Source organism: Vibrio sp. bablab_jr001, assembly GCF_016464285.1.
Lineage (GTDB): Bacteria > Pseudomonadota > Gammaproteobacteria > Enterobacterales > Vibrionaceae > Vibrio > Vibrio fluvialis.
On record NZ_JACDWZ010000046.1, the window covers coordinates 506,430 to 519,651 of the forward strand.

Genomic DNA, 13,222 nt, shown 5'->3' on the forward strand with positions numbered 1-13,222 from the left:
TCATATATTAAACTATCCCGAAACTATTTATTTTTTAATCTGTCATTGTACTTATTATATATTTTATAAATGAGCGATAATATTTTCTTTCAAATATATAATTAAACTTAAAATATAATGTGTGTTCTAATTTTTTCATTTATTTTTTTGCCATAGGTAAGTCATCATTTTTCTTGGTTGAAATGTTAAATTAATGTTTCTCATGATGGTTATTTGACGTTTTTATAAAAGTGTCAAACTTATGTCATTTTGTGATTAACTTTATGATGAGTATGATATTAATGACAAAGGAAAGTTGTCTTTCTTCGAGCTGTTAGTCTAACTTTTCATTCGGATTATAAAGTTTCAGCCAACAAATTATTATCATTTTTATCTTGATGATTTATCTGTTTTTTTCAAAAAAGTTAAATTTATTAGTTTTTGTTGGTTGAAATTTAATCAGTGTATTTGCTAGTATTCTCGCTCGATTGTTGGCTCTGATTAATTATCTCGTCACCGATTTATCGCTAAATTTAATTTAATAGTGATTGATTGATGTGACCATGGTTGAATATAAATAGAATTTAAACATTATTATTCGACCATAGATAAAACTTTATTGTTCTAGGTTCTGCAGATTCTCGCTGCGGGAACGGGCTTTTTTGTGAAAAAATTCTGTACTTTATTGGGTAAAAAAATGGCATCAAAGATTAATTTAAGTAAGTTTGGCTTAGGTAAAACCTTCTATTTAATGATGTTTCTTTTGGTATCTGTGCAACACACTTCATTCGCGTATGCAGCAGGTAGTACAACAGGCCAGCAAGACACTCTGGTGATGTTGTTGAACTTCCAGGAAGACCCGAATGATCAGCCGATTTCGGTGAGTGAAGCGACAGATCTGGTCTTTGGTGAAGTGAACAATTTTTACAAGGAAAACTCTTACGGGAAAACCTGGCTGGCAGGTCAGGTAGTCGGTTGGTACAACTTACCGATTTCAAATCAGGTGTGTGATTATCCGACAGTTCAGGCTGAAGCCGATAAAATGGCGGAAGCACAAGGCATCACCATTACAGATTATCAGCGCGTGATCTATATCATGACTCAGTCTGGCTGTGGCGGCGGCGGTTCTGCAACCACGGGCAAAACCTTCCCTAGTCGCGCTTATATCGATGGCACTTTATCTCCTAAGATCATCGCACATGAATTCGGACACAACTTAGGTTTGATGCACGCGCGAGCGATGGACTGTGGCGACACAAGCCTTTCTTCCAGCTGCAGCACAATTGAGTACGGCGATTCTTACGACGTGATGGGCGACCCGGATATGGGTTACATCAATACCTTCTATAAAGAACGTATGGGCTGGATCAACGATTCCGCTTCGCCAAAAGTGCTGACCGCCTCAAAAGATGGTCTGTACGAGATTGCGGCTTACGAATCTCAAGATAGTCAGCAAAACATTGCGCTGAAGATCCCTCGTGGCGTCAACCCACAAACGGGCTTGAATGAGTGGTTCTACATTGAATACCGTCAGGCACAAGGTTACGACGAGTTCCTTGCCAGTCGTTCTTATCTGCTTTACCGCGGTGATGTCACCGATGGTGTGATTGTGCGTCTTGCTCAGGAAAACGGTGACTATAGCTATATGCTGCATATGAAGCCGGATTCGGATTACAGCCAGGTTTATGGCCGCAAAGACTGGAAAGACACAGCGCTTCCTGTTGGTGCGACATTCACCGACCCAAGCTCTGGTATCTCAATCAATCTGGCCAGCGCCGCGAACGGTGTGGCAGATATCTATGTGTCAATGTCGGGTTCTGATCCTGGCAATGTATCGCCAGCGGTCTGTGAAATGGCAGCGCCGACGGTAACGGCGACGGCAGTGGGTGACAGCTCTGCAAACGCAGGTTCTACCGTTAACTACCAGTTGTCAGTGACCAATAATGCGAGTGCAGAGTGTGGCACGCTGGATTTTGCGGTGACGGCTCAAGTGGCTTCAGGCTGGACCGCGGATCAACAAACGGTTTCTCTGGGCGCTGGTGAAACAGGCCAAGTGGTGGTGGCGGTGACGTCATCTCAACAAGCGCAAGCCGGTGACTACACTATCTCGTTTGCTGCAACAGATACCCAGGACACCTCGTACAGCGCGGCAACTCAGTCGTCTTACACGGTGATCACTGACAGTTCTACGATTTCGGATATCACCGCGGTTGATGATGCGGTAACGATGAGTTCACTGACGACCGTGGATATCAATGTTCTGGGGAACGATGTGGTTGATGCGGGCGCAAGTGTGACGATTTCTGTAACGGCACCAAGCAAAGGGACGGCAAAAGTGTTGTCTGATGGTTCAATTCAGTACACACCGGGTAAGCGCTTCAAAAGCAGTGACAGCTTTACCTACACCATCAGCGATGGCAATGGTACTTCAACGGCGACGGTAAACGTGACGCTACAGTCTTCGTCTTCTGGTACTGGCGGTTCGCCGGGCAAAGGCAAAAACAAGTAACGAAAAAATCCACCTCTTAGAGGTGGATTTTTGTTTTATTGCGCATCATCACGCGGAGAGTGTTAATCCGCTGGACACAATGGACAGCTTGCTTCTACTGGTAAACCGGTATCGACAGTTTGACCAGTAATCGCGTTCACACCTTCTGCGATAACCGTATCTTTGAAGGTACGTACATCATGTGCCAATACCGGGCCACCCGCGACATCGGTTCCAGGGACTGGGACATAGTCGTCAGAGTATGGCATACACGCATATGGTGCCAGCGTACCGATACTAATGACTTGATCCGTACCATCATGTGTTTCTGTGATCGCAACGCCATTCATTTTCACAGCGCTGTCATTACATACTTCACCTGCGAATTTGACTCGTAGGCCATACGCGCCAGAACCATTCTGTTCAACATAAGTTGTACAGTTTTTGGTAATGCTTAATGAGCCCGGAGGGTTCAGAGGTGGACAGTCATCGGAATCAGATTTCGACAGGATTGGATCGCCGCCTGTTTTCAGCGCCGCAGTTGCAGTTGCGACGTTTTCAACCCCGTTGATGAGTGACACAAAGGAGCCCGTGTAGGTTTCAGTCGCGCCAGCCGCCAAAGAAGGTGTATAGAAAGTATCACCGGCAGTCACGTCTTCTACGTTAATGTCATACAAAGAACCGAAACCTGTATTGGTTACTTTGATTTCATAGTCGTAGATGATGGAGTCACCGGATGGAGACAGTGCGCCTGTTGGACAGGTTTTCACCATTTCCATGCCGCACAACGAGAATTTACCCAACACAAAGTCTTTCAGTGATGCGGTAAATGAACTTGAAGAGCGGGTTTCTGCCATAAAGCTACTGAAACAGGTATCGGTGCCGTTGAGCAGTTGAGTGATGTTAATACCACCTTCGTAGAAGCTTTCAAATGGGAACACATTTGGTGAACCTGCTTTAGGTGTGTATGACCAAGGAGAGGTTTCATCACCACTGTTGGTAGTTGCACACGCTAAGTCACCAGCTTGCGCGCCACATTCAGCAGGATGAGCACCGTCAGATTCAAGTTTCAGACGTAAGTTTGATGCTGCACAATCGCCAGGCATTGGGTCATTGCTATCCGCTTTTGAACAGCTTGGATCCCACAGAACAACGGCGATGTATGGCACTTCATTCGCACCTTGAGGGTAATCAACCAGAATCAGTACGTCGCCAATAGTGTGGACACCTGAGAAGGAACCGTCACTTTGTGCAACCACTTCATCCTGGAAGAACCAGAAGCCCATGAAGGCATCACCGACATTGGCAAAACGGTCAGCACCAAAGTAGATGATGAGATCTTCGCCACCCGCGCCATTATCGACACCATAGGCAGCGGCGTATGCATTGGTCAGATCATCTTTATCCGGTACAGAACCGTCTTTGTGGCTCCATTGGGGCACATCTTGAATGTCTTTTCGACCACCGGTAAATATCGATTTTGGAGAAGGGTCGGCAATAATACCGGTTGTCACATTGGCTGAATCGGTATCGTTGTAGATGTTGCTCCAGTCATCGCCGGCGGTGCCCGCTGCATCTACAGCGTTACCATCCAATTCGAAAACATCTTCGTCGTGAACCGCGAATACAGGCGTAGTGAAGAAGCCAAGAATCAACCCCAAACACAGCGTGCGTATCGCGAGTTTAAATTTACTAAAGTCCATCTTAATCACTCCTTTTTAAAGTTAAAGATCCGGACCTTTACCTGTTATCGAAGATAATCAGGATTTGCTGAATCAAATCACAATGGGAGTTTTAGTACTCTCGTTTGCTTGGTGTGGCATAAAGCAAGAAATAAACCGAACTGCAAACGATTGATATTTATTGAGTTTACGATTCTGATGGAAAAATATTGAACACTGAATTAAACACTTTGTATTGTGTTTGGAAATTTATTTATATTTTTCATTGAGTTAAAAAGTGTTAATCATCCTGTTCAGCTGGTTTACAGGTGAACAGACACGCATATTTTCTTCTACAGGTGGGACAATTAAACAGAAAGGCGATAACCGACGCCGCGAACGGTCTCGATGCAGTGCGCATAACCACAAAGTTTGCGACGCAGGGAGACAATAATAGTGTCAACCACATTGCTGGAGCCTTCAAAATGGATACCCCATACGTGCTCCAGCAGCAGTTTTCGGCTGACGGCTGCGCCTTGGTGGTGAAACAAAATGCTCAATACGCCAAATTCTAACGGGGTGAGGTCGATGGGGTGCTGATTGACTTTCAACTGCCGCGCGCCGCTGTCAAACCAGTGGCAATCCAGTTGCTGCCATTGCTGACTCAAATGCAATAAGGTTTGAAACCGTTCCGGATCGCGCGCTTGCAGCTGGCGGTTAATGATATTGCCCAGTACCGGAATTAAGCTGATGCCATCGTGATGAGTTTCTGTACTCCAGTGCTGGCAAAGGGTTTGATAGAGTTGGCTGCATTCGTCCTGTTGCGCCAGATAAGCCAGAGCCGGTTCGTTGGCGCGTGGCAAGAAAGACAAACATTCCAATGCACCTAACAGGCCTGGCGGCTCGGGTGAGGCAAAAAAATAACGCATCAGCGTATGGATCAGCTCAGTGGGCGGATAGCGCTCGACATTCAAGACGCGGGTATCGGCGCTGAGAATATTGAGCAACGTCGGATGGCCCAGAGCGAAGCTGTTGATGGTTCTTGCGGCACACTCTTCTACACCGAGGGATAATAAGTAAGCCAAGGCGTGGTCAGCGGACAGTGTGGCAAGTTTAATCGCGCGAAAACGCTGGTGCGGCGATTTGTTGGTCATCCAGCTTAAATGAGGGGGCTGACGACGGGCGAACACCATCTTAGTGTTGTGCGGTGTTCGGAGGAGGAATTCACATCGTAGCCAGGCTTCAAGCTCTGGCTGACAGTCCAGATGATCAAGCAGCAGTACAGTGTCAGCCGCCGCAGTTTGAATCCTCTTTTTCAGACTTTTGCGGAATTTGTCGCGATGGGCATTGCCGTCAGTACGACAATCAATTTTGCAGCAGCGTTTGTCGTTGAGGCGGGCAAAGTCTTCCAGCAGAGCGCTTTTGCCCACGCCCATTAATCCGTGCAGGCAAACCACGTCAGGATGTTGCGAACTCAATAATGAGCGCAACACATTAAGTTCCGGCTCGCGGCTTTTTGCTCGCTCATACGCCATTCGCCGATCCTCCGGCGCAAAACGTCATTCGCATCCCATCGAAATCTCATCAAATTCTCACCAATAGATTTATCAATAGTGCTTATGTTTACAGATGTAAAGCGAGTGAGGAGGAAATCCGATGAGACTAATTTGTTTATCGGCTTGCGCTCTGGCAGTGGTTGCGACATTCGCCACCGCTTCTATGGAAGAAGAAAAAGTGATGCGCGCGGAAAGCGCGGCGCACACCGATCTGAGTTCAACGGCAACGATTATGGACACAGACGGCACGGTGCTGCGCAAAGGCAGTAGCCACTGGCATTGTATGCCCGGCATTCCTGTGATGGAAGGTGATGCGCACCCCATGTGTAATGACCCGGTTTGGACGGCATTACTTCAGGCAGCCGCGGAAGGTAAACCGTTTGAAACCGATAAAGTAGGCTTCTCATACATGCTGCAAGGCGATGCGCTGGTCAGCAATGAGAGCCCGGCAGCAACCGACCCTAACGACGGCGGAGTCTGGGTCGAAGAAGGTCCGCACATTATGATTGTGGTGCCTCGGGCACTGCTGGAGGGGATCAGTACTGACCCTTATAACGGCGGCCCTTACGTGATGTGGAAAGATACCCCATATGCTCACATCATGATTCCGGTTGGAAACAAAACTAAGCCATGATTGGCCACTCCGGGTTCAGGGAGTGATGGGCTACCTTCGGGTAGCCTATTTTTTTGTCTGATACTTTCAGTTTGGTAAATATTTAAGGTCGAACCCGCCAATTTGTCGGAGGTTTTCTACATTCCACGCCATGGGTAGGCTGTTAATCGGTTGTTAATGGCGTTTCTACCCCTTTAGGGTAGTTTGATTTTGTAATTGATTTACATCATGAATTCATTTTCTTTCATAATTAACAATCTTGCTTAACGAAATATGACAATTATCTAGGAATCCGTATGAGCAAGTTGAAGCTAGTGATCATCGGTAACGGCATGGTCGGCCATCGCTATATCGAAGATCTCGTGGAGAAGATGGATGCGTCTGAACTCGACGTCACTGTTTTCTGTGAGGAGCCGCGCGTCGCTTATGACCGTGTGCACCTTTCCTCCTATTTTTCCCACCATACCGCGGAAGAACTGTCGCTGGTTAAAACGGGTTTCTACGAAAAGCACGGCATCAAAGTCCACATTGGTGAACGTGCGATCAACATCAACCGCGAGCAGCGCACGGTCTACTCCAGTGCTGGCCGTGAAGTCCAATACGACAAACTGATTCTGGCGACAGGTTCTTATCCGTTCGTACCACCAATCAAAGGTAACGAAGGCAAAGACTGTTTCGTTTACCGTACCATTGAAGATCTCAAAGAAATCGAAGCGTGTGCGAAGAAGAGCAAGAGCGGCGTGGTGGTCGGCGGTGGTCTGCTTGGCCTTGAAGCGGCTGGCGCGCTGAAAGCACTCGGCGTGCAAACCCACGTGATTGAATTTGCGCCTGTGTTGATGGCTGAGCAGCTGGATCTGCAAGGCGGCCTGCAACTGCGTAACAAAATTGAGCGCATGGGCGTTCAGGTGCACACCAGCAAAAACACGCAAGAAATCGTGGCGCAAGGCACCACGGCGCGCAACACCATGAAGTTTGCCGACGGCTCTGAGCTGGAAGTGGATTTCATCGTGTTCTCAACTGGTATTCGTCCGCAAGACAAGCTGGCGCGTCAAATGGGGCTGGACATCGCGCCGCGTGGTGGTATCGCCATCAACGATCATTGCCAAACCTCGGATCCGGATATCTACGCCATTGGCGAATGTGCGTCGTGGAACGAGAAATTCTTCGGTCTTGTCGCACCGGGTTACAAAATGGCGACCGTCGCGGTGGATCACATCGTCGGCAACGACAGCCGTTTTGAAGGCGCAGACATGAGCGCCAAACTGAAATTGTTAGGCGTGAAAGTGGGCTCAATCGGCGATGCCAATGGCCGCACACCAAATTGTAAAAGCTACGTTTACCAGAACGAAGAAGAGGAAGTGTACAAGCGCATCATCGTGTCTGAGGACGGCAAAAAGCTGCTGGGTGCTGTGCTGGTGGGCGACACCTCTGACTACGGCGACCTGCTGCAACTGATGCTCAACGAAATTGAGCTGCCAAAACATCCGGATACACTGATTCTGCCCGCGCATGCCGGCGCAGAGAAACCGGCTCTGGGCGCCGACGCGCTGCCGGAAAGTGCGGTGATCTGCTCTTGTTTCGATGTCACCAAAGGCAAAATCGCACAAGCGGTGGCCAATGGTTGTCATACCCTGGCGGAAGTTAAAGCGGCGACAGGTGCTGGCACCGGTTGTGGTGGCTGTATTCCTCTGGTGACTTCAGTACTGAATGCGGAACTGGCGAAATCAGGCATCGAAGTGAAGAACGATGTGTGTGGCCACTTTGCTTATTCGCGCCAAGAGCTGTTCCACCTGATTCGCATCGAAGAGATCAAAACTTTTGATGAACTGCTGGAAAAACACGGCCAAGGTTATGGCTGTGAAGTGTGTAAACCGCTGGTGGGTTCAATCCTGGCCTCTTGCTGGGGTGAGCACATTCTGAAACCACAACTGGTGAAGCTGCACGACACCAACGACAACTTCCTTGGCAACATTCAAAAAGATGGCACTTACTCGGTCATCCCTCGTATGGCGGGTGGTGAAGTGACGCCGCAAGCCTTGGGTGCACTCGCGGCTGTAGCGGAAGAGTACAACCTGTACACCAAAGTGACTGGCGCGCAGCGTATCGGCCTGTTCGGTGCGCAGAAAGATGACCTGCCAGCCATCTGGCGCAAACTGATTGAAGCCGGATTTGAAACCGGGCAAGCCTATGCCAAAGCACTGCGCATGGCGAAAACTTGTGTCGGTTCGACTTGGTGTCGTTACGGCGTGCAAGACTCCGTTGGTTTAGGGGCATTTATTGAGAATCGCTACAAAGGCATTCGTACACCACACAAGATGAAGTTTGGTGTGTCGGGTTGTACGCGTGAGTGTGCGGAAGCACAGGGCAAAGATCTGGGCATCATCGCCACTGACGCCGGCTGGAACATGTACGTGTGTGGTAACGGCGGCATGAAACCACGTCACGCAGATTTGCTGGCAAGCGATCTTGACCGTGAAACACTGATCAAATATATCGACCGTTTCATGATGTTCTACATTCGCACGGCGGCGCCGCTGCAACGCACCTCAGTCTGGATGGACAATCTGGACGGTGGCGTAGACTACCTGCGCGAAGTGATTGTGGACGACAAACTGGGCATCAACGACCAGCTTGAAGCCGATGTCGCCAAACTGGTCGCCGAGTACGAATGTGAGTGGACTGCGACGATCAACGATGAATCGCAACTGACGCGTTTCGCGCACTTTATCAACTCAGACCTGCGTGATGACAACGTGGTGTTTGTACCAGAGCGTGCGCAGCATCGTCCGGCGACATTTACTGAAAAACATCCGCAAGCGAAAGGCGACATTCTGCACGTCGCGGCGACTGAAGCATAAGGGAAGGTGGATTATGTCTTTTGAAAAAATCTGTCACATCAACGACATCATTCCAGGCACCGGCGTTTGTGCGCTGGTGAATGGCGAGCAGGTTGCGGTCTTTCGTCCGACTAATGCCGAAGAGGTGCTGGCGATCAGCAATACCGACCCGTACTTTCAGTCCAATGTGCTGTCTCGCGGCTTGATTTGTGAACATCAAGGCGAGCTGTGGGTGGCAAGCCCGCTGAAGAAGCAGCGCTTTAATCTGAGCACGGGCCTGTGTCTGGAAGATGAGCGTTTTAGTGTAAAAGCGTACCGCGCCCAAGTGGTGAACGGTAACGTTGAAATCGCAGCGTAATCAGGCAATCCCTCCTCTGCGGAGGAGGGATGCAGATTCAATAGACAAAGGTTTCTTAACGCATCAACCCCCGTTCATAGCGATGTTTTCGATGCCTTTCTCTATTCAATCTTCACTTTTAAATTTCACTTTTAGATAGGGACACACTTATGTCTGCATTAAAACCAGTCGAATTTGTTCAAACCATGGTTGACGTTGGCGAAGCGAAAATCAAAACGTCAACTCGCGACTTGATTTTGCGCGGTACGATGGCAGGGATCATTCTCTCATTGGCGGTTGTGGTAGCGATTACTGCCATCACGCAAACGGGCATTGGCCTGGTGGGCGCGCTGGTCTTCCCGGTGGGCTTTTGTATTCTGAGCCTGATGGGTTATGACCTGGTGACTGGCGTATTTGGCCTGGCGCCGCTGGCGAAACTGGACAACCGTCCGGGCGTAACTTGGGGACGCGTGCTGCGCTGCTGGGGTCTGGTGGGGTTGGGTAACCTGATCGGTTCCCTGATTGTAGCGGCTTTGATTGCGCTCTCTCTGACCATGAACTTCAGTGTAGAACCTAACGCCGTCGGTCAAACTTTCATTAAAGTGGCCACTGCTCGTACGGTCGGGTTTGAAAATCTGGGCGCAGACGGTTGGATCACCTGTTTTGTACGCGGTATTCTGTGTAACCTGATGGTGTGTCTGGGTGTGATTGGTAACATGACCGCACGCAGTGTCGCGGGAAAAATTGCCGCGATGTGGCTGCCAATCTTCATCTTCTTCGCGTTGGTGTTTGAACACGCGGTGGTGAACATGTTCCTGTTCCCTCTGGGTATGATGCTGGGCGCTGATTTTGGTATCGCAACCTGGTTGAACTTCAACCTGATCCCAACCATTCTGGGTAACATCGTTGGTGGTCTGCTGTTTACGGCCATTCCGCTATACCTGACTCACGCAAAAACAGCACCTGCGCTGGATGCTGAGCAACGTGTTGACGCGCAACCTGTGTTGAGCACGAAATAATCGCGCTGAGGCTCCGCGCTAAAGCGGAGCCTTTCCCTCAATTGCTGTAAACCCGCAGCTAGGAAAGCACAACTTAGGTTTGACGATAACAAGTCATCATTCAGCGGCCGATGGCGCAAAGGGTGACTTTTTATACTCAAATTTGAATGGATTGGCGTTGCTATGACTACTTATCCCACTTCTCAACACTCTGGCTTTGTTTCTTTGGTTGGCGCCGGACCGGGCGATCCGGATCTGCTGACGGTAAAAGGTCTGCGCGTGATTCAGCAGGCGCAAGTGCTGGTGTATGACCGTTTGGTTTCTCAAGCGATTCTGGATTTAGCCCCGCAAAACGCAGAACGTATTTATGTGGGCAAGCAACTCGATTTTCACTGCGTGCCGCAGGACCAAATCAACCAGATTTTGGTCGATAAAGCGCGCGAAGGAAAGCATGTGGTGCGTCTGAAAGGCGGCGATTCATTTATCTTTGGTCGTGGCGGTGAAGAGCTCGAAGTGCTGGCTGAAAACCAGATTGCGTATGAAGTGGTACCGGGTATTACTGCGGCGGCAGGGGCGACGTCCTACGCAGGTATTCCGCTGACGCATCGCGATCACGCGCAAAGTGTGCAGTTCATTACCGGTCATTTGCAAAAAGATGGTCAACCCATCAATTGGCAATGTCTGGCGCAAAGCAACCAAACCTTGGTGTTTTACATGGGTTTGAAACAGAGCCCGCACATTACTGAAAAGCTGCTTAACGCAGGGCTAAGCGGTGAAACGGCTTGTGCCATCATTGAACGTGGCACCACAACGCAGCAACGTGTCCTGACTGGAGAACTGGCTACGCTGCCACAGTTGGCGCAGCAGGCAGAGAGCCCGGCGCTGATTGTGGTAGGTAGTGTGACCAGCCTGCACAACAAGCTCAAATGGTTTAACGAGTGATCAGATTTGGCAGCGGCTGATTTGCCGCTGCATCTCATGCTGGCGCATCGGCATGGCATCGATGGTGTCTTTCACTTTTATCCAGTCGGTGGTTTTACCCCACCGCAGCTTTTCTTCACCATCTTTGCCGACCAGCACCGCAGTGTGGCTGCCCGCAGGCACGCCATAGGCCATCAATACGTCACGCAGATCGAATTCATCTTTGAGCCAGGCAGGGTAACTGTAACCATCTTCGGTAATGATAATGGTGACAACGTCACGCTCATCCAGCTCGCACTCATGCATCAGGGTTTCCAATAAAAACTGACGCACATACTCATCCTGAGTCGGGGCAAAGTAGAGCACGCTGCGATGTGACCAAGAGTGGGCATAGAGCGGATACGCTGACGCAATCAGCGGCAGGCAGCTTAGGCAGAGTGCCAGTAAAATCCTTCTCATACGCCCTCCTGTGGCTCTGTGCTCAGATTCCTTGGCCATGACGTTGTCATCGTTTTTGATTTTGCGCCGTCTTTCGCTTTTGAGGTTCATAGTGTGGTAAGGTCGCACACTCCAAGCCCTAAAGACATCGAGGCATTGTTACTCTTACGATTCCATTGGAGCCAGAGTTCACAATCCCGAGCAACACAGACGAAGATTATGGAAACTATCGCCATTTTGGTGGACGTTCAGAACGTGTACTACACCTGCAAAGAACGCTATCAGCAACATTTTAACTATAACCATTTCTGGCAGCAGGTGACCAAAGATCGCCGGGTCGTTAAAGCCAATGCGTATGCGATTGCGTCCAACGACAGCCGTCAACGTCAGTTCCACCACATTTTGCGTGGTATCGGCTTTGAAGTGATGCTGAAACCCTATATTCAACGTTCCGATGGCAGTGCTAAAGGCGACTGGGATGTGGGCATTACTTTAGATGCCATCGAGCTGGCGCCGGAAGTGGATACGGTGGTGCTGGTGTCTGGTGACGGGGATTTCGATATTCTGGCCAAGCGCATTCAGGATAAATACGGCAAGCAGGTTGAAGTGTATGGTGTGCCTGGATTGACGGCGAAAAGTTTGGTTGACGCCGCCAATCGCTACGTCACGATTGAAGGAGCGTTACTCCTCTGACGGAGTGACACTCTCATCTGTGCTTGCTTCTGCGGCCGCTTGTTCCGCTTCCATCTTGGCGCGTTCAGCTTTGGAAATATAACGAGGCTTGTTGCTGTTGTGCAGCTTAGCGTTTTGCTTTTTCAGCTTCGTTTTTAAAATTTGGTTGATTCTCTTTTTACGGTTCATCTCTGGCTCTGGGAGTCAAGGTTGCGAGGTGCGGAGCTTACTTGTTTTCAGCCTTAAGCTCAACAGCTGCGCGCGAGGTTTTCTATCGGTTTAAAAGGTGGGTAAATGGCATTGTCATCGCTACTAACCAACGCATTGCTGACAGAGTTTAAAACGGTGCACGGCATGCTGCAGATATACTGCAAAGCGCATCATCCAAGTGAGATCAAAGGCGAGGATGGACTCTGCGAAGCGTGTCGCGCGCTACAAAATTACGCTGAAGTGCGCCTGGATCGCTGTCCCTATGGTCAGCACAAGCCAACCTGCAACCGCTGTCCGATTCATTGCTATAAACCCGAGCCCAAAGAGCAGATGCGTCTGGTGATGCGTTATGCTGGCCCGCGTATGTTATTGCATCATCCGATTCTGGCGATTCGTCACTTGCTGCATGAACGCCGCCCGATTCCGGCCAAGCCTCCGGCGAACCAGTCCAATCGTCATCAGCGTCAACAGCTGAAATGAATAAAGGCAAGCCGAAGCTTGCCTTTTCCGTA

At 49.5% G+C, this 13,222-nt stretch carries 12 protein-coding genes; 8 read left to right on the forward strand and 4 right to left on the reverse strand.

From position 1 onward, the window contains the following. Positions 1-676 precede the first annotated feature (676 nt). Positions 677-2,488 carry an Ig-like domain-containing protein gene (locus JIG40_RS09635; protein WP_199465241.1) on the forward strand — a complete coding sequence of 604 codons (1,812 nt, stop codon included), beginning with the start codon at positions 677-679 and terminating at the stop codon, positions 2,486-2,488. A 62-nt stretch (positions 2,489-2,550) separates the two neighbouring features. Here the strand turns inward: JIG40_RS09635 and JIG40_RS09640 are convergent, their stop codons facing one another. Continuing rightward, positions 2,551-4,170 (reverse strand): hypothetical protein, encoded by a 1,620-nt coding sequence (locus JIG40_RS09640; protein ID WP_055453115.1) that lies wholly within the window; start codon positions 4,168-4,170, stop codon positions 2,551-2,553. A 326-nt stretch (positions 4,171-4,496) separates the two neighbouring features. After that, positions 4,497-5,663, reverse strand: a complete 1,167-nt coding sequence (locus JIG40_RS09645) for a winged helix-turn-helix domain-containing protein (protein ID WP_199465242.1) — start codon at positions 5,661-5,663, stop codon at positions 4,497-4,499. A gap of 121 nt (positions 5,664-5,784) precedes the next feature. On the opposite strand from JIG40_RS09645, the gene JIG40_RS09650 reads away from it, so the two are divergent. The 5 genes from JIG40_RS09650 (at position 5,785) to cobA (ending at position 11,411) form a co-directional block, all read left to right on the forward strand. Next, complete coding sequence (locus tag JIG40_RS09650) at positions 5,785-6,318, forward strand: hypothetical protein (protein ID WP_020432181.1); 534 nt, start codon at positions 5,785-5,787, stop codon at positions 6,316-6,318. Positions 6,319-6,593: 275 nt separating this feature from the next. Next, positions 6,594-9,155, forward strand: coding sequence for a nitrite reductase large subunit NirB (gene nirB, locus JIG40_RS09655; RefSeq protein ID WP_199465243.1), 2,562 nt, complete (start codon positions 6,594-6,596; stop codon positions 9,153-9,155). A gap of 13 nt (positions 9,156-9,168) precedes the next feature. Next, entirely contained in the window at positions 9,169-9,492 is a 324-nt protein-coding gene (gene nirD / locus JIG40_RS09660) for a nitrite reductase small subunit NirD (RefSeq protein WP_024374673.1), read from the forward strand. A gap of 149 nt (positions 9,493-9,641) precedes the next feature. Then, the gene (locus JIG40_RS09665) at positions 9,642-10,490 is read left to right on the forward strand and encodes a formate/nitrite transporter family protein (protein ID WP_199465244.1); all 849 of its coding nucleotides are present in this window, start codon (positions 9,642-9,644) and stop codon (positions 10,488-10,490) included. A gap of 162 nt (positions 10,491-10,652) precedes the next feature. After that, positions 10,653-11,411 carry a uroporphyrinogen-III C-methyltransferase gene (gene cobA, locus JIG40_RS09670; RefSeq protein WP_199465245.1) on the forward strand — a complete coding sequence of 253 codons (759 nt, stop codon included), beginning with the start codon at positions 10,653-10,655 and terminating at the stop codon, positions 11,409-11,411. Here cobA and JIG40_RS09675 read toward each other — a convergent pair whose 3' ends face one another. Then, positions 11,412-11,849, reverse strand: coding sequence for a DUF4174 domain-containing protein (locus tag JIG40_RS09675; RefSeq protein WP_024374671.1), 438 nt, complete (start codon positions 11,847-11,849; stop codon positions 11,412-11,414). A gap of 198 nt (positions 11,850-12,047) precedes the next feature. On the opposite strand from JIG40_RS09675, the gene JIG40_RS09680 reads away from it, so the two are divergent. Beyond that, complete coding sequence (locus JIG40_RS09680; protein WP_020329212.1) at positions 12,048-12,521, forward strand: NYN domain-containing protein; 474 nt, start codon at positions 12,048-12,050, stop codon at positions 12,519-12,521. Here JIG40_RS09680 and JIG40_RS09685 read toward each other — a convergent pair. Next, positions 12,510-12,689 carry a DUF2986 domain-containing protein gene (locus tag JIG40_RS09685; protein ID WP_025715383.1) on the reverse strand — a complete coding sequence of 60 codons (180 nt, stop codon included), beginning with the start codon at positions 12,687-12,689 and terminating at the stop codon, positions 12,510-12,512. The two genes, JIG40_RS09680 and JIG40_RS09685, sit on opposite strands and share 12 nt — an antisense overlap. A gap of 105 nt (positions 12,690-12,794) precedes the next feature. On the opposite strand from JIG40_RS09685, the gene JIG40_RS09690 reads away from it, so the two are divergent. Beyond that, positions 12,795-13,190: a nitrous oxide-stimulated promoter family protein gene (locus tag JIG40_RS09690; protein ID WP_020329214.1), complete on the forward strand. Its 396-nt coding sequence runs from the start codon at positions 12,795-12,797 to the stop codon at positions 13,188-13,190. Positions 13,191-13,222 lie beyond the last annotated feature (32 nt).

Coding starts and splice junctions, on each gene's coding strand:
- JIG40_RS09645 (WP_199465242.1), bottom strand. CDS start 5,663: ATGGCGTATGAGCGAGCAAAAAGCCGCGAGCCGGAACTTAATGTGTTG.
- JIG40_RS09665 (WP_199465244.1), top strand. CDS start 9,642: ATGTCTGCATTAAAACCAGTCGAATTTGTTCAAACCATGGTTGACGTT.
- JIG40_RS09685 (WP_025715383.1), bottom strand. CDS start 12,689: ATGAACCGTAAAAAGAGAATCAACCAAATTTTAAAAACGAAGCTGAAA.
- nirD (WP_024374673.1), top strand. CDS start 9,169: ATGTCTTTTGAAAAAATCTGTCACATCAACGACATCATTCCAGGCACC.
- JIG40_RS09675 (WP_024374671.1), bottom strand. CDS start 11,849: ATGAGAAGGATTTTACTGGCACTCTGCCTAAGCTGCCTGCCGCTGATT.
- JIG40_RS09650 (WP_020432181.1), top strand. CDS start 5,785: ATGAGACTAATTTGTTTATCGGCTTGCGCTCTGGCAGTGGTTGCGACA.
- JIG40_RS09640 (WP_055453115.1), bottom strand. CDS start 4,170: ATGGACTTTAGTAAATTTAAACTCGCGATACGCACGCTGTGTTTGGGG.
- JIG40_RS09680 (WP_020329212.1), top strand. CDS start 12,048: ATGGAAACTATCGCCATTTTGGTGGACGTTCAGAACGTGTACTACACC.
- JIG40_RS09690 (WP_020329214.1), top strand. CDS start 12,795: ATGGCATTGTCATCGCTACTAACCAACGCATTGCTGACAGAGTTTAAA.
- nirB (WP_199465243.1), top strand. CDS start 6,594: ATGAGCAAGTTGAAGCTAGTGATCATCGGTAACGGCATGGTCGGCCAT.
- JIG40_RS09635 (WP_199465241.1), top strand. CDS start 677: ATGGCATCAAAGATTAATTTAAGTAAGTTTGGCTTAGGTAAAACCTTC.
- cobA (WP_199465245.1), top strand. CDS start 10,653: ATGACTACTTATCCCACTTCTCAACACTCTGGCTTTGTTTCTTTGGTT.